This is a genomic window from Caulobacter sp. GW821-FHT09H08, assembly GCF_059415885.1.
In genome coordinates, this window is the sequence record NZ_JBWKOC010000002.1 from 820,042 (window position 1) to 836,640 (window position 16,599).

The window sequence follows — 16,599 nt, forward strand, 5'->3', positions numbered from 1 at the left end:
TAGGGACCGCCCCTATGGACCGCCCAGGCGGTCGTCTGGAAGGTGCTGGGTGACCGCCGGCGGCGCCAGCACCATCACGGTGGCGAAGGTCAGGGCGCAGAACGCGGCGAAGGCCGCGGCGGCCAGCACCGGCGCCATCTTCTGGACGCGCTTCTTCGACCGCAGCAAGGCGCGGGCGTAGGCCAGAGCGACAGGGTCCAGGGCGGAATCACGCGGGTCCATGGCGTCCATGATGCCCCGGTCCGCGACCGCTGTAACCGTTACTGAAAGCCGCAGGCGAAAATGGCGCTACACATCCGCCCGCCTCAGGCTAGAACCGCACTTCGAAAGGCGGCGTCATGATCCTCGTCATCGATAACTACGACAGCTTCACCTACAATCTCGTCCACTATCTGAACGAGTTGGGGGCCGAGACCGTCGTCTACCGCAACGACGCCCTGACGGTGGAGGAGGCCCTGGGCCTGAAGCCCGCCGCCGTCCTGCTGTCGCCGGGCCCCAAGGCCCCGGACCAGGCCGGTATCTGCCTGCCGCTGCTGGGCGCCGCGCCGGCCGACCTGCCGATCCTGGGCGTGTGCCTGGGCCACCAGGCCATCGGCCAGGCCTTCGGCGGCGAGGTGATCCGCGCCAAGGCCGTGATGCACGGCAAGGTCAGCAAGGTGCGCCACGACGACAAGGGCATTTTCAAGGGCCTCCCCAACCCCTTCACCGCCACGCGCTACCACAGCCTGGCGGTTCGCCGCGAAGACCTGCCGGCCGATCTGGAGGTCACCGCCTGGACCGAGGACGGCGAGATCATGGGCGTGCAGCACAAGACGCGGCCCGTGTTCGGCGTCCAGTTCCACCCGGAATCGATCGCCACCGAGGGCGGTCACCAGATGCTGGCCAATTTCATGGACCTGTCGGGCGTCAAGCGCGACGCGGCCACCTGGGTCTAGGGTCAGCGCATGTCCGACGCTTTCAAGCCGCTGCTGGCCAAGCTGGCCGACGGCCAGACCCTGGGCGACGACGACGCCGAGGTGTTCTTCGCCGCCTGCCTGCGCGGCGAACCGACCCCGGCCCAGGTCGCCGCCGCCGTCACCGCCATGCGCCTGCGCGGCGAGACGGTGGGCGAGATCGCCGCCTGCGCCCGCGCCATGCGCCGCGCCGCCGTTCAGCTGGAGCACCCGTACGACGTCATCGACGTCTGCGGCACCGGCGGCGATGGCCTGCACACGCTGAACATCTCCACCGCCGTGGGCTTCGTGGCCGCCGGCGGCGGGCTGAAGGTCGCCAAGCACGGCAACCGCGCCATCACCTCCAAGTCCGGCACCGCCGACGTTCTGACCGCCCTGGGCGTCAATATCGACGCCACGCGCGAGCAGCAGCGCCAAGCCCTGGACGAGGCCGGCATCTGCTTCCTGTTCGCCCAGTCGCATCACGGGGCGATGAAGCACGTCGCGCCGATCCGCCAGCAGCTGGGTTTCCGCACGATCTTCAATCTGCTGGGCCCGCTAACCAATCCGGCCGGCGCCAAGCGGCAGGTTGTCGGCGTCTCGGCCCCGCGCTTCGTCGAGCCGATCGCCAAGGCTCTGGGGGCTCTGGGCGCCGAACGCGCCTGGTCGGTGCACGGCTCGGGCATGGACGAGCTGACCACCACGGGTGAGACCGAGGTCGCCGAATGGCGGGACGGTCGCATGCACCTGTTCAAGATCACCCCCGAAGCCGTCGGCCTGCCGCGCGCCTCGCTGTCGGACATCACCGGCGGCGATCCGGCGTTCAACGCCGCCGCCCTGACCCGCCTGTTCGACGGCGAGCTCGGCCCCTATCGCGACATCGTGCTGCTGAACGCCGCCGCCGCCTTCCTGGTGGCCGACAAGGTCGAGACCCTGGCCGAAGGCATCGAACTGGCCGCCGACGTCATCGACGCAGGCCGCGCCAAGGCCGCCCTCGCCGGCCTGGTGGCCGCCACCAATACGGAAGTTTCCGCGTGACCGACATCCTCGCCAAGATCGCCGCCTACAAGCGTGAGGAGGTCGTCGACCGCAAGCGTCGCCGCACCCAGGCCGCCCTCGAGACCGCCGCTCGGAACGCCTCCTCGCCTCGCGGCTTCAAGCAGGCCCTGATCAATAGCCACGCTCCCGGCAAGCTGTCCCTGATCGCCGAGATCAAGAAGGCCTCGCCGTCCAAGGGCCTGATCCGCGCCGACTTCGATCCGCCGGCCCTGGCCCGAAACTACGAAGCCGGCGGCGCGGCCTGCCTTTCCGTCCTGACCGACGGCCCCAGCTTCCAGGGCGCCGACGCCTATCTGATCGACGCCCGCCGGGCGGTCAGCCTGCCCTGCATCCGCAAGGACTTCCTGGTCGATCCCTGGCAGGTGGCCGAGAGCCGCGCCCTGGGCGCCGACGCCATCCTGGTCATCCTGGCCATGATCGACGACGTCCTGGCCGCCGAACTGATGAGCGAGGCCAAACGCCTGGGCATGGACGCCCTGGTCGAGGTCCACGACGAAGCCGAGATGGCCCGCGCCGGCGCCCTGGGCTCGGATCTGGTCGGGATCAACAACCGCGACCTGAAGAGCTTTGTCGTCGACCTGGCCGTGACCGAGCGTCTGCAGGCCCATGCCCCGAAGGACGCCTTGCTGGTCACGGAGAGCGGCATCTTCACCCACGACGACGTGGTGCGGATGGAAGCGACCGGCGCCAAGGCGATGCTGGTCGGCGAAAGCCTGATGCGTCAGGCCAACGTCACCGAGGCCACCAAGATCCTGATCGGCTGACGGATACCGACCGACGGATCGGGTACGCGCCGTCTGGCGTTTTCTTCCTCGCCCGCCCACAGTCGCCTCAACAAGACAGCCGCCGCGCCACGACGACGGCGGACGCCACGCGAGGAAACGCGAATGCATTGGGTCGCCCGCGTGGTGAATTGGTCCCTCGTCGCCTTCTTCAAGCGCGAGGGCTGGACGATCGAGAGCTCGGCCCCGACGACGACCCGCAAGTTCGTGATCATCGCCGCCCCGCACACCAGCAACTGGGACTTCGTCTACTTCCTGGGCGCGGCAGACGCCCTGAACCTGAAGCTCAACTTCATGGGCAAGGCCTCGCTGTTCCGCTGGCCGTTCGAGCGGATGATGAAGGACCTGGGCGGCGTGCCGATCGACCGCTCGCAATCGCGTGACACGGTCCAGGCCATGGCCGACGAGTTCGCCCGCCGCGACGAATTCATGCTGGTGATCGCGCCAGAAGGCACGCGCGGCAAGGCCGCCGGCTGGAAGACCGGCTTCTACAACATCGCCCTGAAGGCCGGCGTGCCCATGGTGCCCGCCTTCATGGACTACGAGCGCAAGGTTGTAGGCCTTGGCCCGGCGATGACGCCCAGCGGCGACTACGAGAAGGACCTCGCGGTGCTGGCGGCGTTCTATGCGCCGGTGACGCCCAGGCACCCGGAGCGGAAGACCGTCCTCTAAGGGCGCCACGTTTTGGCCAAGCTCCGCCGTCTAGCTAATGGCCAGACGGAGGGACATCGATGACCGAAGCGCGCGCCGAGAAGACCGGCTGGATCCATGGACTGGTCGAGACGGCCAAGACCTTCGCCATCGTGCTGGTGGTGTTCCTGATCCCGCGTACGGTCTTCTGCCAGCCGTTCACGATCCCCTCGGAGTCGATGCAGCCGACTCTGCTGGTCGGCGACTACATCCTGGTCTCCAAGTATCCATACGGCCTGAGCCGCCACTCGATCCCGCTCAGCCCGCCCGTCGGCCATGGCCGCCTGATGGCGCAGGCGCCCGAACGTGGCGACATCGTCGTGTTCAAGAGGCCCAGTGACGGTCGCACTGACGTGATCAAGCGGGTGATCGGCCTGCCCGGCGACCGCATCCAGGTCAGCGGCGGCCAGTTGCGCATCAACGGCGTCGCCGTTTCCCAGAGCTTGACGGGCATCGACGCCGATGGCGCGCCCGGCGCCTATCCGATCCCCGTCCGCCATCTGCGCGAAACCCTGCCCAACGGCCGGACCTACGCCACCAACAGCTTCGGCGCCGACACCCTGGCGGCCAATACCGGCGTCTATACCGTGCCGGCCGGCTGCTACTTCGTGATGGGCGACAATCGCGACAACTCGGCCGACAGCCGGTTCAACCCGGGCTCGACGCCGAGCGGCTACGCTTCGTGCCCGTGGGACGTGGCCCGCGACGCCAATCTGCCGCCGGAGCTGGGCATGGGCTTCATCCCGGCCGAGAACCTGGTGGGGCGCGCCGAGCGTATCCTGTTCTCCTGGAACGGCCACGGCCTGCGCCTGGACCGCACCTTCCGCAAGTTGCCCGCGCCGAAGGTTGGCTGAGACCTGGCAGGTCGCTAGGGTCCGCCCGCTTCGGATCGAAAGGGAATCGAATGCGGGACGGCCCGTTCCTCACGGCTCTGCGCAACGCCACGCCCGCGCCCTTGCGTCCGGTGCTGGGCCGCCTGCGCCGTGCGCTGATGCCGACGCCCGCCCCTAGCGCCGCCGGAGCCGCGCCGAGCGATCCCGACGCCCTCCAGGCCCCGCCAGAACTTTGGCACCTGGTCGGCGCCGCCGACGCCGACTTCATCCGCGTGGGCCAGCAGTTCCGGGACCTCTTCATCGACGCCGGCCTGCAGCCACACCACGCCATCCTCGACGTCGGCTGCGGCATCGGTCGCGCCGCCGCGCCGCTGGTCGAGTATCTGGACGAGAACGGGCGCTATGCCGGCTTCGACGTGATGGCCCAGGCCATCGACTGGTGCAAAGCCAACATCGCCGTCGGTGACCCGCGCTTCGCGTTCGTCCACGCCGACATGCACAGCGACCGGTACAACCCGGAAGGCTCACAGCCGGCCAGCGCCTATGTCTTCCCTTATCCGGACAACAGCTTCGACTATGTCTGGCTGGGCTCGGTGTTCACCCACCTGCTGGCCGCCGACCAGGCCCAGTTCGCCCGCGAGATCGCGCGGGTGCTCAAGCCCGGCGCTATCAGCATCGTCTCCTGGTACCTGATCGACGATGAGGCCCGCGCCAACACCGGGACGGGTAAGGCCGTATTCGACTTCGTCTACCCGCTGGACGGTTGCTGGACGGCCACGCCGGACCTGCCGGAGGCCGTGATCGGCTACGACCTGGAACCCGTGCTGGCGCAATACGACGCCCTGGGCCTAGACGTCCTGAACCAGGCCCTGGGCGGCTGGCGCCGCGAACCCACCCAGGACCAGGACATCATCGTCGCCCGCAAGCGGGCCTAGGCGCCACCAAAGACGAAGTCGGCCTTCCAGTAGCCCTTCGCTGGATCGAGGATGTCGATGGCGAACGGCGCTGCGCCGTCCGACAGGTCCAGCATCCAGGCGTCGTTGGATCGAACCATGACGCCCAGGTCGGCTTTCTGCGCCTCGGCGAGCAGCCACCCCACCATGGCGGCCTTCGTGCCGATCCCGTTCGCGCCGTCGCCGCCATAGGCCGCGAAATAGTCCGTGCGGGTGTCGATCAGGGCGTGGATCTTGGCGTCGGTGGGCGTCCCGCCGAAGATCGCCGCATAGGCCTTCCTGGTCGCGTCGAACAGCGACAACGACCCGTAGTCGGCCGTGAATTTCGCATTGCCTTCGCCCAGCTTGCCCAGGTTGACCGCGAAGTTGATGTAGCGGTTCTCCAGATTGAAGCTTTGGTAGTAGCCGCTGTTCAGGTTGTTGGCGTTCGGCCCCGTCGGCGAAACCAGGTAGTCGACGCCGCCGCTTCCAGGGATCTTTCCGGTGAAGAACTGGTACGCCAGGGTCGCGACCGCGGTCGTCGCTCCCGCGCCCCGGATCACCTCGGTGATCGCCGCCGCCTGGGAGAGGGTCCCGGCCGCGATGCGCGCATCGAGGTCGCCGGCGCTGGCGCCGATTCCGCCGCGCAGGATAGCTTCCACAGCGACCTGCGAGGCCGACAGCAGCAGCGAGACGGTCTTGTCAGCGAACTTCAGGCTCTCGACATTGATCAGCGTGTCGACGCCCTCGCCGCCTGTCGTCCGTTGATCGCGGACCGTCCACGAGCCGTCGCCGTTGCGGCTCCAGCTGAAATTGGTCGAGGCGGCGGCATAGCCCATCACGTCGACGCCACCCCCGCCGTCGATCCGGTCGTCGCCGCTGCCGCCAGCCAGGGTGTCGGCCCCTGAGCCGAACTTGACGTCCAGCCGCTCGACGTTGCGCAGGTGCACGGCGGCCAGACTCGTCAGGCTGCTGGGAACGAAGATGTCGCCGTTCAGGTCCCGGACGATCCGCAGGGCTTCGCTCCGGGCGCTATAGTCGGCCTTGAACAGGTCGACGCCCGCCCCACCGTCAAGGTCGGCCAGCCAGGTCTGGTCGAAGATGTCGTTGCGCGTCGTGCCCAGGCCAGCGTCGGCCAGGAACGCCAGGTCGAGGTCGCCGATGGAATAGCGATAACCTCGATAGTAGGCGACGCCGTTCATCAGGCCCGTCAGCGGATCGCCGCCGCCTGGGAAGGCGCCGGACGTGCCGTAGTGGCTATAGTTGCCGGGCGTCAGCGGTGCGCTCTCGCCACGCAGGGCCAGAACATTGGGCCCGGAATAGAACGGCGCGCCGCCCTGTTTCACGACCCGGAGGTCGTAGGGCGAGCGGTAGACATCGGTCGGCGTCTCGCCATAGCCGCTGAAGGCCAAGCCATGGCCCAGTTCGTGAAGAATCACGCTCAGCGCGTCGGTGCGATTGGTCGGGATGTCGTCGGCCGTGTCCGGTGTCGGATCGAACCAGAGCTCGTTGCGCAGGTAGTCGATCGAGAACTGCAGGCGCAGATCGTCGGCGCTGCCATTCGGATTGGTCCCGGACCGCAGTTCCGCGCTCAGCGTCCCTTCGGCGAGAATCAGGCCGTCGGCGAATCGCGCCGAGGTCGTGACGGCCGCCGGACCGCCCTGGGCGCGGCCCGAGGATGTCGTGGTCATGACCTCGACGATGATGTTGGCGGTCCCCGAGCCGGCCAGCACCGCGCTCCACTTCGAGAGCGCCAGCGTAATGGTCTGGGTCAGGTTGGCGCGTTCGACATCGGTGATCCCCACACGGTCGTCAAAGCGGATCGAGGGCGTGATCGTCATAAGGATCAATCCGTTAGAGCCAGGACCTGAATGTCTCGCCGATCGTGCCGGAACGAAAGCGCGTTGGCCCGTCGTCCCATCGTTGGCGGAGAAGCTATCCCTTTAGTCGCCTGGGTTCACGACTTGTGTCGTTGGTAATCGTCAACTTGACATTAAGGAAGAACGCCTAGAGAACATTCGAAAGGTTTGCGGTTTGTTCCGCGCTCCAGCCGAGGTCGACATGCTCACTCGCAAGCAGCACGAACTGCTGATGTTCATCCACGAACGCATCAAGGAGACCGGTGTCTCTCCCTCGTTCGACGAGATGAAGGAAGCGTTGGATCTGGCCTCGAAGTCGGGCATTCACCGGCTGATCACGGCGCTGGAGGAGCGCGGCTTCATCCGCCGTCTGGCCCACCGGGCCCGGGCGCTGGAGGTCGTGAAACTGCCGCAGCAGGCGACGACGGCGGCGCCGCCCAAGGGCCGTGGCGCGTTCCGCCCGCAGGTCTTCGAGGGCGGCGGCGCACCGCCGCCGGCTCCGGTCGCCTCGGCGCCCGCCAACGACAGCCGCGAACTGCCGATCTTGGGCAAGATCGCGGCCGGCACGCCGATCGACGCCATCCAGCACGAGCGCGAGCGCCTGCCGGTGCCCGAAGCCATGCTGGGCAACGGCGAGCACTATGTCCTTGAGGTTCAAGGCGACTCGATGATCGAGGCCGGCATCCTCGACGGCGACTACGTCATCATCAAGAAGGGCGACACCGCCACCTCGGGCGAGATCGTCGTCGCGCTGGTGGGTGAGGAAGCTACCCTCAAGCGCCTGCGCAAGAAGGGCGGCTCGATCGCCCTGGAAGCGGCCAATCCGAAATACGAGACCCGCATCTTCGGCCCCGACCAGGTCGAGGTGCAGGGCAAGCTGGTCGGCCTGATCCGCCGGTACCACTGAGGTCATCCCGCGAAAGCGGGGACCCAAGCGACTAAAAATTCGGCCCCGATCTTCATCCCAGGATCGGGGCCTCTTCGTTTCTATGGCTTGGGAGCTAGCCGCCCCTCCTCCGCCAGACGCTTGGCGACGACGTCGAAGCCGGCCCAGGCCGAGGCGGCCAGGGAGGCGCCGGTGCTGACCCGGCGCACGCCCAGCGCGCCCAGGCTCTCGACCGACATCTCCGCCCCCCAGAAAAGGATATTGACCGGCTTGGGCGCGACAGCCTCGACGATGGCTTTGATCTCCTGCGGATCGGTCACGGCCGGCGCGTAGAGGCAGTCGGCGCCGGCGGCGGCATAGGCCTTCAGCCGCTCCAGCGTCGGCGCCAGAGCCCGATTGCCGCGCAGATAGCCTTCGGTGCGGCCCACCAGCATGACGTCCTGTCCCGAAGCGTCGATGGCGGCGCGGGCGGCCTTGAGGCGTTCCAGGGCGACCGGCAGGTCGTAAAGCGCCGAACCCGACCAATCCTCGATCGAGAGACCCGAGACCCCCGCCTCGATGGCCAGGGTCACGCTCTCGAAGACGCCTTCCGGCGTGGCGGCGAAGCCGGCCTCGAAGTCGGCGTTCACCGGCAGGTCCGTGGCCGCGCACAAGAGACGCAGGTGCTCGATCACCTCGTCGCGGGTGATCTGGCCATCGTCCTTGCCCATCGCCCAGGCCGCCCCGGCGCTGGTCGAGGCCAGGGCCTTGAAACCCAGCTTCTGCAGGCGCTTGGCGCTGCCGGCGTCCCAAGGATTGGGCAGGGCGAAGCAGCCGTGGGCATGCAGGGCGCGGAAGGCCGCGCGGCGGGCGGCGAACGGATTGGACATGGCTACTCCTCCGAGGCGCGATGGTGTTCCGCGCTCATGACGACGCTTAGCGGTCGGTCGTGACATAGGGTGTCAGCAGGCGGCTCCCAAATGCCCGCCTCTCAAACGTCTGGCTCCACGGGCGATCGCCGCGCAAGGGCTGGGCCCAGACGATCCGCCAGCCGTCGGGGCGTCGATAGAGCTCGGCGGCCCCTCCCCGCGCGAAATCCTCGGCGGTCAGCAGCACCGCGTCAGCGCATAGCGGCGGGATCCGGTCAGGCGCCGGGCCCCGGATCACCACGACCTCGCTACGCACGCACAGACTGGACAGAATCTCGGCCGTCGGGGTCTTGCGCGACCAGGCGATCGACAGCCGCACCGGAGCGCCCGGAGCCGGCGCACAAGCGCGCTTGTCGCAGGCATAAAGGTTCCAGGCCGCCGGCGTCAGGCCGCGCCGCCTCGCCCAGAGCTCGGCTCCGAACCGCTTGGCGTCGGTGCGCAGCAGGACGGCCGCGTCGCCGGATCGCACGGCGGCCGTGGCGCCGTCATTCGCGATCCAGGCGTCCGGCGCGGCTGGCCGAGGCCACAGGGCGACTGCCAGGGCCAGGGGCGCGCCGATCCAGCGCAGACGGCCCCGCCACAGGCAGAGGATCATCAACCCCAGGAAGGCGACCACCAGCACCTGCGGCGGCGCGCTCGCGACGATCCGCTGGGCGCCGTGCGCTTGCGCGAAGCCGTTGGCGATCCCGACCATGCCGTCGATGCCCCAGCCGGCCGCCTTGAGAAACGGCGCGCCGAGCCCGAAGGACTCAAGCAAGGTGCCGACCGCCAGGAACGGCATGATCACGAACGACGATAGCGGCGCGACCGCCAGATTGGCCGGCAGGCCCCAGACGGCAACGCGGTTGAAGTGCTGCATGGCGAATGGCGCGGTCGCCAGGCCCGCCACGAGGCTGGCGGCGACGCTGCCGACCAGCCAGACGAAGCCCGCCTGCGGCCAGCGGATCCACCAGGGCGTCGAGATCTCGCGCACCGGCTGAGGCCAGGCTTCGGCCAAGGCCACCAGCGCGGCCGTTGCGGCGAAAGACATCTGGAAACCCGGCTCGCCCGCCGTCTCGGGCTTCAGGAGCAGGATCAGCAGGGCGGCGACCGCCAGGCCATGCAGGGTGATCGCCCTGCGGTCGAACAGGATGGCCAGGAAGGCGACGCTGGCCGTGATCGCCGCGCGCTCGGCCGGCGGCGGCGCGCCGGAGATGACCAGGTAGCCCAGCACCGCGACAAGGCCGGCGACGGCGGCGATCTTCTTGCCCGGCGCCCGCAGCGCCAGCCAGGGCCAGGCCGCGACGCCCAGGCGGATCGCCGCGAACACGAAGCCGCCGACAATGGCCATGTGCAGGCCCGAGATCGACAGGATGTGCGCCAGGCCTGACGCGCGCATGGCCTCGGTCTGCTGCTCGGTGATCCAGGCCTCGTGGCCCGTGACCATGGCCGCGCCGATGCCGCCGCTCGAAGGCCCCATCCTGGCCAGGATGCGCTGCGCCAGGCTCCAGCGGAACGCATTGACCGCCATGGAAAGGCGCAGCCTGAGGGGCGGCGGCTCGAGCCTCGCAGCGTCGATGTCGCCGATCACGAAGCCCACCCCGCCGATGCTGTCGAACCAGGCGTCGCGCGCGAAGTCATAGGAGCCGGGTGCGGCCGGCGGCGGCGGTGGGCCCAGCATGGCCTTGAGGTGGACCGTCTCTCCTGGAGCCGGGGTCTCGTTCTCGCCGATCGTCACCCGGATCCGACGCGGCGTCCGCTCCGGCGCCAGTCCAGAAACCCTGACCGGCGCGATCAGGAGACGCGGCCCACCGGCGCTAGGGCTGACAACGTCGACGACGAAGCCGTCGACACGGCGCACGACGCGCTCGCCGGCCATGACCGGCGCGGCCACCCGGTCGCTACGCACCTTGGCGGCCAAGGCGCCGGCGGCTCCGCACGCCGCGAGGCTGGCCAAGGCCACGACCAGGGTCACGGCGTTGCGAAGGCGCAGCGTCCACCAGGCCGCCGCCAAGACCAGGGCGACACCGGCCAGCGCCCAGAGCGATGGCTCCCGGCTCATTTCCAGATATCCGGCCGCGCCCAGACCGAACGTCACGGGCGTCCAGAGAAACGCGCGGTCCTGATTGACTCGCAGTTCGGTCAAGGCCGACGTCCCCAAGGCGCGCCAGGAGATCACAGCGCCGGACATCGTCGGCGCCGATCCTGCGACTTCGATACCTAACATTCGGAAACCGTTGGATTTTTTACATCGACGCCAAGTTCGCCGCGATGCGGAAAACCGCTAGTCCATGTACGAACCGGCGTGCTAAGACGCGCCGCCCAAGCCGCTTCGCGGCCAGCGTTTTCCGACGCCATTCCGGCGCCTCGCCCTACAGCCCTGAAGTCCATGTCGAACCCCACTCCTTCCGGCGTCGTCACGCGCTTCGCCCCCTCGCCCACCGGTTTCCTGCATATCGGCGGCGCCCGCACGGCGCTGTTCAACTGGTTATATGCACGCCATACGGGAGGGAAGTTCCTTATTCGCGTCGAGGACACAGATCGTGAGCGCTCGACCGAGGCGGCCGTCGCCGCGATCTTCGAAGGCCTGAACTGGCTGGGCCTGGAATCGGACGACGAGGTCGTCTTCCAGCACACCCGCGCCCCGCGTCACGTCGAGGCCGTGCAGCAAATGCTCGCCGCCGGCCGCGCCTATCGCTGCTGGATGACCGTCGAGGAACTGGAAGTCGCTCGCGAGAAGGCCCGGTCCGAAGGCCGCGCCATCCGCTCGCCCTGGCGCGACGCGCCGGAAGGCGACCTATCGGTCCCGCACGTGATCCGCTTCAAGGGTCCGCTGGAGGGCGAAACGGTCGTCGCTGACCTCGTGAAGGGCCCGGTGACCTTCAAGAACATCGAGCTGGACGATCTGGTCCTGCTGCGCGCTGACGGCGCCCCGACCTACAATCTCGCTGTGGTCGTCGACGACCACGACATGGGCGTCACCCACGTGATCCGGGGCGACGACCACCTGAACAACGCCGCCCGCCAGAGCTTGATCTATCAAGCGATGGACTGGGACGTGCCGGCCTTCGCCCACATCCCGCTGATCCACGGCCCGGACGGCGCCAAGCTTTCCAAGCGTCACGGCGCTCAGGCCGTCGGGGAGTTCGCCGACCTGGGCTACATCCCCGAAGGCATGCGCAACTACCTGGCGCGCCTGGGCTGGGGCCATGGCGATGACGAGGTCTTCAACGACGAGCAGGCGATCAGCTGGTTCGACGTGGCCGACGTGGTCAAGGCGCCCGCGCGCCTGGACTGGGCCAAGCTGAACCACATCAACGCCCAGCACCTGCGCAAGGCCGACGACGCGCGCCTGACGGACCTGGCCCTCGACGCCGCCCAGAAGCGCGGTGAGGCCCTGCCCGCCGACGCCCGCGAACGCATCGCCCGCACGGTTCCGGAAGTGAAGGAAGGCGCCAAGACCATCCTGGAATTGGTCGATCACTGTGCGTTCGCACTGAAGGTCCGCCCGTTCGCGCTCGAGGAAAAAACTCAAAAGCAGTTGAACGAGGAAACGGTCGAGCGGCTGAAGCGCTTGCGCGACCAGCTGGCGGCCGCGCCGGCCTTCGATGCCGCCACCCTGGAAACCGTGTTGAAATCCTTCGCGGAATCCGAGGGCGTCGGCTTCGGCAAGTTCGGCCCAGCGCTGCGCGGCGTCCTGACCGGCGGCGCCCAAGCTCCGGACCTCAACAAGACCATGGCCGCCCTCTCCCGCGAAGAGAGTCTCGGCCGTCTTGACGACGCCCTAGCGCCGCGCGCATGAGGCGCTATAACGCACCCGCGAAAAGCCAAAGTTGGACTGCACGTTCCAATTATGAAGGGGTCTTCGAATGACCGATAAAGCCACGCTGACGATCGGCGACAAGAGCTACGACCTGCCGATCCTCAAGGGCAGCACGGGTCCGGACGTCCTGGACATCCGAAAGGTCTACGCTGAGAGCGACCACTTCACCTTCGATCCGGGCTTCACCTCGACGGCGTCGTGCGAGAGCAAGATCACCTATATCGACGGTGACGCTGGCATTCTGCTGCACCGCGGCTATCCGATCGACCAGCTGGCCGAGAAGTCCTCGTTCCTCGAGGTCTGCCACCTGCTGCTGAACGGCGAACTGCCGTCGGCCGACGAATTCGCCAAGTTCGAACGCAACATCACCTACCACACGATGCTGCACGCGCAGTTCGACGCCTTCTTCCAAGGCTTCCGCCGCGACGCGCACCCGATGGCCGTGATGACCGGCGCCGTCGGCGCCCTGTCGGCCTTCTACGCCGACAGCATCAATGTCGATGACGCCCGTGAGCGCGAGATCAGCGCCCATCGCCTGATCGCCAAGATGCCGACGATCGCCGCCCGCGCCTACAAGTACACGGTCGGCCAGCCGTTCGTGTCCCCGCGCAACGACCTGTCGTACTCGGAAAACTTCCTGCGCATGTGCTTCGCCGTGCCGGCCGAAGACTGGAAGCCGAACCCGGTGCTGACCCGCGCCATGGACCGGATCTTCATCCTGCACGCCGACCACGAGCAGAACGCCTCGACCTCGACCGTCCGTCTGGCCGGCTCGTCGGGCGCGCACCCTTTCGCCTGCATCGCCGCTGGCATCGCCTGCCTGTGGGGCCCGTCGCATGGCGGCGCCAACCAGGAAGCGCTGGAGATGCTGGAGACCATCGGTTCGGTCGACAAGATCCCGGAATACGTCCAGGGCGTGAAGGACCGTAAGTACAAGCTGATGGGCTTCGGCCACCGCGTGTACAAGAACTTCGACCCGCGCGCGAAGGTCATGCAGAAGACCGCCCACGAAGTGCTGGCGGAACTGGGCCACAACAATGACCCGCTGTTGCAGGTCGCCCAGGAGCTGGAAAAGGTCGCCCTGAGCGATCCGTACTTCATCGACCGCAAGCTGTACCCGAACATCGACTTCTATTCGGGCATCACCCTGCGCGCGATGGGCTTTCCGACCAACATGTTCACCGTGCTGTTCGCCCTGGCCCGCACCGTCGGCTGGATCAGCCAGTGGAAGGAAATGTTCGAGGACCCCACCCGCAAGATCGGTCGTCCGCGTCAGCTCTATACGGGCGCCACGCAGCGCGACTACGTGCCGGTCGACAAGCGCTAGGCGCTTCGTCTCCAGGACCAAGGATCAGGCCCCGCTTCGGCGGGGCCTTTTTCGTTTAGCGCTTGAGGAGAAAGCTCAGGACTTCGGCCACGGCGCGGTAGAGCGCCTCGGGGATCTCCTCGTCGACCTCGATGGTCGACAGGGCCTGGGCAAGGACGGGGTCTTCCTCGATCGGCACGCCATGCTCGCGAGCCGTCTCGATGATCTTTTCGCCGACCCAGCCCTGGCCCGACGCCACGACCTTGGGGGCATTGGGGTCCTCGTAGAGCAGCGCCACGGCGATGCGGCCGCGCGGGCCCGAAGGTCCGGAAATCCCGCTCATGAGGCCTGGTCCACGAAATGGCCCAAGGGGCCGCCGCCACGGGTCGGCGGCGCGCCCGAATGGACCGCGACCTCGGGGCTCAGTTCGGCCTGGCGCAAGGCCGCGCCCAGGCTCTCCTCGCCGGCGCGCAGGCGGGCGATGGTCTCGGCGCGCTCCGCCCACAGCGAAACGCGCGCGCGGGCGCCGGTCAGGGTGACCAGGGCGTGGACCGGGCCCAACGGCTCCAGGTCGATGGAGAAGCGAGCCTTGTAGGTCCGCTCGGCTGGACCAATCGCGCCGCCACCAGTTCCGCCGCCGTCGTGGCTGATCTCGAACTGGGCGACCGCCACACCCTGGGGCGTCACGAACGGCAGGTCGAGGTTCAGGCGCGCGCCGTGGTGGCGGGTCTCGACGGTCTCCGTCTCGTGATGGTGCGCCTCGGGCAGCGAGGCGATCTGCATCAGGTCCTGCCGCGCCAGGGCGCCGCCGGTTCCCTTCAACAGGCGGCGAACGACCTCGGTGGTCGAGAGGTTATCCTGGACCTCTGGCGCCGTGGGTTTCTGGCCGGCCATGGGGCCACCCGCATAGGGCGGCGGCGGGACCTTGGGCTTGGCGGCTTCCGCCGAAGCGGCTCCGTACCCGCGCGGCAGGACGGGTTTGGCGTCGGTCGGCGGCGCTTGCGGAGGCGCGCTCTCTCGACCGGCTTCCTCGGCCATCAGTCCCAGCTGGACCAAGGCGGAGAACACCGTGCGCGCTTGGGCTTGCGGGGCCGGCGTGGACTTGGGCGTGGCCACGAACGAGGCGAACCGCGCGGCTAGGCCGTCGTCTTCGGGAGGAGCCGGCTTGACGGTCGGCGCCGGCGTTGGCGGCGCGTCCTCGGCGACTTCGGGTGCGGTGACCGTGGGGCCTGCCAAGGCTGGCTGCGGGACCTCGTCCACGGGCGAAGGAACGGTCGGCGCGGTTGGCGTCGAGAGGGCGGGCCGAGACGCGGTTGGGGACACCGTCGGAGACGTTATTGGGGGCGCTGTTGCGACGCTGGGCGACGGAGCGCGCGCTGGGTTTGCGGGCGTCTCGACTTCGGCCTCGATAGACGGCGACGGCTCAGCGGAGACCGATGGCGCGCTTTCGCTGGCCGGCAAACGGACGGCCTGCTGAGCGGGCGGCGCAACTCGCGTCGGCGTAGGCGTAGGCGTCGGCGCGGCCTGGGTCTGCGCCTGCGGAGCGGCGGCGGGCTGTTCGCTTGCCTGAATCGCGGCGCCGGCTGGGCCTGCGGCGGGTAACACGGCTGGCGGAGCAGCGGTCATCGTCGGTCGCGTCGAGGGTGGCGTCGTAGACTGCCCAGGAGCGGCCTGGGCGGCGGGCGCGCGTCCGGCCAGGGGCGCCGGCCTCTCGCCCTCGTCTTCGGACACATTCGGGGGCGGCGCTTCAACGCTCGCGTCGATGTCCAGCACTTGCGGCGCGGCCTTGGCCAACCAGGCCGACAGGGCGCCCCTGAACACCAGCAGAGCCGCCTTCAGATCATGGCCCTGGCCGGGTTGCGGCGCGGGCTCCGTCGAGGGCGCGACGGCGACGCGGGCCATCCGGGCCTCAAGGAACACACCGGACCGCTCCACGGCCTTCCGCAAGCCCTGCGGCGTGGCGATCTCGGCGACCGAGGGCGTCTTGGCGAGCAGCGCCCTGCCCGCCTCGCGGACTTCCGTCGGCATGTCGGGACGGTCCACGACAGCTCGGACATTGGCCATCAGGGGCGCGAGACCCGCCTGGCGTGGAACCGCCTCGGCCGCTGCCGTGCGCACCGCGCGGGCCATTCGCGTCTCCGGCGCCCCGCGCGCGACGACGACGGCGTTCGGGGCGACAGGCGCGCCCTTGGCGCTCGGCGCGTCGGCGGTGTGACCCGTGTCCTGGGTCGAGGTCTGGCCGGCCTGTTCGACCGGAGCGCCGGTCTTGGCCGGCGTCGCCCCAGGACGGCCGACAATCTCGCCCAGTTGATTGGTCGTGTTGGTCAGGGCCGCGCGCGCCATCGCCTGCAGCACCGCGACCGAATCCGGCGCGGTTCCAGCCGGAACGGTTGGAATGATCGGGGTCAGGGGCGTGGTCGGGTCGATGGCCACGACGACGGCTCCACGGCGACAGGTTTCACGAGGCTAGGCGGCGACCGTAAACCAGCGGTTAACCTTGAGCATACGGGCCGCGCGTTATTCCCGCTTGCTGGGCACTACACAGTGACTCTGAGCATTCGGCCAGCGCCGAGCGTCGTGAAAACGCGCACGGACCGAGATCACCACCAG

Annotated in this window: 15 protein-coding genes; 9 read left to right on the plus strand and 6 right to left on the minus strand. The window is 68.6% G+C overall.

Annotation, left to right across the window (positions count from 1 at the left end; translation table 11 throughout):
* Window positions 1-12: 12 nt before the first annotated feature.
* Window positions 13-222 carry a hypothetical protein gene (locus AC07NN_RS08885; RefSeq protein WP_494640055.1) on the minus strand — a complete coding sequence of 70 codons (210 nt, stop codon included), beginning with the start codon at window positions 220-222 and terminating at the stop codon, window positions 13-15.
* A gap of 116 nt (window positions 223-338) precedes the next feature.
* On the opposite strand from AC07NN_RS08885, the gene AC07NN_RS08890 reads away from it, so the two are divergent.
* The 6 genes from AC07NN_RS08890 to AC07NN_RS08915 all read left to right on the plus strand — a co-directional run bounded on the left by AC07NN_RS08890 (window position 339) and on the right by AC07NN_RS08915 (window position 5,231).
* Window positions 339-935 carry an anthranilate synthase component II gene (locus tag AC07NN_RS08890; protein WP_494639693.1) on the plus strand — a complete coding sequence of 199 codons (597 nt, stop codon included), beginning with the start codon at window positions 339-341 and terminating at the stop codon, window positions 933-935.
* Window positions 936-944: 9 nt separating this feature from the next.
* Window positions 945-1,970, plus strand: a complete 1,026-nt coding sequence (gene trpD / locus AC07NN_RS08895) for an anthranilate phosphoribosyltransferase (RefSeq protein ID WP_494639696.1) — start codon at window positions 945-947, stop codon at window positions 1,968-1,970.
* Window positions 1,967-2,755 (plus strand): indole-3-glycerol phosphate synthase TrpC, encoded by a 789-nt coding sequence (gene trpC, locus AC07NN_RS08900; protein WP_494639698.1) that lies wholly within the window; start codon window positions 1,967-1,969, stop codon window positions 2,753-2,755. Before trpD ends, trpC begins: the two co-directional genes overlap by 4 nt.
* A gap of 123 nt (window positions 2,756-2,878) precedes the next feature.
* Entirely contained in the window at window positions 2,879-3,445 is a 567-nt protein-coding gene (locus AC07NN_RS08905) for a lysophospholipid acyltransferase family protein (RefSeq protein ID WP_494639701.1), read from the plus strand.
* Window positions 3,446-3,504: 59 nt separating this feature from the next.
* Window positions 3,505-4,317, plus strand: a complete 813-nt coding sequence (lepB, locus tag AC07NN_RS08910) for a signal peptidase I (protein WP_494639703.1) — start codon at window positions 3,505-3,507, stop codon at window positions 4,315-4,317.
* Between the two features lie 50 nt (window positions 4,318-4,367).
* Window positions 4,368-5,231 carry a class I SAM-dependent methyltransferase gene (locus AC07NN_RS08915; protein WP_494639706.1) on the plus strand — a complete coding sequence of 288 codons (864 nt, stop codon included), beginning with the start codon at window positions 4,368-4,370 and terminating at the stop codon, window positions 5,229-5,231.
* Here AC07NN_RS08915 and AC07NN_RS08920 read toward each other — a convergent pair.
* Window positions 5,228-7,069, minus strand: a complete 1,842-nt coding sequence (locus AC07NN_RS08920; RefSeq protein ID WP_494639708.1) for an alkaline metalloproteinase — start codon at window positions 7,067-7,069, stop codon at window positions 5,228-5,230. The genes AC07NN_RS08915 and AC07NN_RS08920 overlap by 4 nt on opposite strands.
* Window positions 7,070-7,289: 220 nt before the next feature.
* Between AC07NN_RS08920 and lexA the strand changes: the two genes are divergently transcribed.
* Entirely contained in the window at window positions 7,290-7,994 is a 705-nt protein-coding gene (gene lexA / locus AC07NN_RS08925; RefSeq protein WP_494639710.1) for a transcriptional repressor LexA, read from the plus strand.
* Window positions 7,995-8,074: 80 nt separating this feature from the next.
* Here lexA and AC07NN_RS08930 read toward each other — a convergent pair whose 3' ends face one another.
* Both AC07NN_RS08930 and AC07NN_RS08935 read right to left on the minus strand, forming a co-directional pair.
* Window positions 8,075-8,842, minus strand: coding sequence for an isocitrate lyase/PEP mutase family protein (locus AC07NN_RS08930; RefSeq protein ID WP_494639712.1), 768 nt, complete (start codon window positions 8,840-8,842; stop codon window positions 8,075-8,077).
* A gap of 46 nt (window positions 8,843-8,888) precedes the next feature.
* Window positions 8,889-11,087: a ComEC/Rec2 family competence protein gene (locus AC07NN_RS08935; protein ID WP_494639714.1), complete on the minus strand. Its 2,199-nt coding sequence runs from the start codon at window positions 11,085-11,087 to the stop codon at window positions 8,889-8,891.
* A gap of 162 nt (window positions 11,088-11,249) precedes the next feature.
* On the opposite strand from AC07NN_RS08935, the gene gltX reads away from it, so the two are divergent.
* Both gltX and gltA read left to right on the plus strand, forming a co-directional pair.
* Window positions 11,250-12,662, plus strand: a complete 1,413-nt coding sequence (gene gltX / locus AC07NN_RS08940; protein ID WP_494639717.1) for a glutamate--tRNA ligase — start codon at window positions 11,250-11,252, stop codon at window positions 12,660-12,662.
* A gap of 67 nt (window positions 12,663-12,729) precedes the next feature.
* A complete protein-coding gene (gltA, locus tag AC07NN_RS08945) occupies window positions 12,730-14,010 on the plus strand; it encodes a citrate synthase (RefSeq protein ID WP_494639719.1) in 1,281 nt (426 codons plus the stop codon).
* Between the two features lie 55 nt (window positions 14,011-14,065).
* Here gltA and AC07NN_RS08950 read toward each other — a convergent pair whose 3' ends face one another.
* On the minus strand, window positions 14,066-14,332 hold the full coding sequence (locus AC07NN_RS08950) for an EscU/YscU/HrcU family type III secretion system export apparatus switch protein (RefSeq protein WP_494639722.1): 267 nt from the start codon (window positions 14,330-14,332) through the stop codon (window positions 14,066-14,068).
* Complete coding sequence (fliK, locus tag AC07NN_RS08955; RefSeq protein ID WP_494639724.1) at window positions 14,329-16,422, minus strand: flagellar hook-length control protein FliK; 2,094 nt, start codon at window positions 16,420-16,422, stop codon at window positions 14,329-14,331. The genes AC07NN_RS08950 and fliK overlap by 4 nt, the downstream gene beginning before the upstream one ends.
* Window positions 16,423-16,599 lie beyond the last annotated feature (177 nt).

Coding starts and splice junctions, on each gene's coding strand:
- AC07NN_RS08885 (WP_494640055.1), bottom strand. CDS start 222: ATGGACCCGCGTGATTCCGCCCTGGACCCTGTCGCTCTGGCCTACGCC.
- AC07NN_RS08890 (WP_494639693.1), top strand. CDS start 339: ATGATCCTCGTCATCGATAACTACGACAGCTTCACCTACAATCTCGTC.
- trpD (WP_494639696.1), top strand. CDS start 945: ATGTCCGACGCTTTCAAGCCGCTGCTGGCCAAGCTGGCCGACGGCCAG.
- AC07NN_RS08905 (WP_494639701.1), top strand. CDS start 2,879: ATGCATTGGGTCGCCCGCGTGGTGAATTGGTCCCTCGTCGCCTTCTTC.
- lepB (WP_494639703.1), top strand. CDS start 3,505: ATGACCGAAGCGCGCGCCGAGAAGACCGGCTGGATCCATGGACTGGTC.
- AC07NN_RS08915 (WP_494639706.1), top strand. CDS start 4,368: ATGCGGGACGGCCCGTTCCTCACGGCTCTGCGCAACGCCACGCCCGCG.
- AC07NN_RS08920 (WP_494639708.1), bottom strand. CDS start 7,069: ATGACGATCACGCCCTCGATCCGCTTTGACGACCGTGTGGGGATCACC.
- lexA (WP_494639710.1), top strand. CDS start 7,290: ATGCTCACTCGCAAGCAGCACGAACTGCTGATGTTCATCCACGAACGC.
- AC07NN_RS08930 (WP_494639712.1), bottom strand. CDS start 8,842: ATGTCCAATCCGTTCGCCGCCCGCCGCGCGGCCTTCCGCGCCCTGCAT.
- AC07NN_RS08935 (WP_494639714.1), bottom strand. CDS start 11,087: ATGTTAGGTATCGAAGTCGCAGGATCGGCGCCGACGATGTCCGGCGCT.
- gltX (WP_494639717.1), top strand. CDS start 11,250: ATGTCGAACCCCACTCCTTCCGGCGTCGTCACGCGCTTCGCCCCCTCG.
- gltA (WP_494639719.1), top strand. CDS start 12,730: ATGACCGATAAAGCCACGCTGACGATCGGCGACAAGAGCTACGACCTG.
- AC07NN_RS08950 (WP_494639722.1), bottom strand. CDS start 14,332: ATGAGCGGGATTTCCGGACCTTCGGGCCCGCGCGGCCGCATCGCCGTG.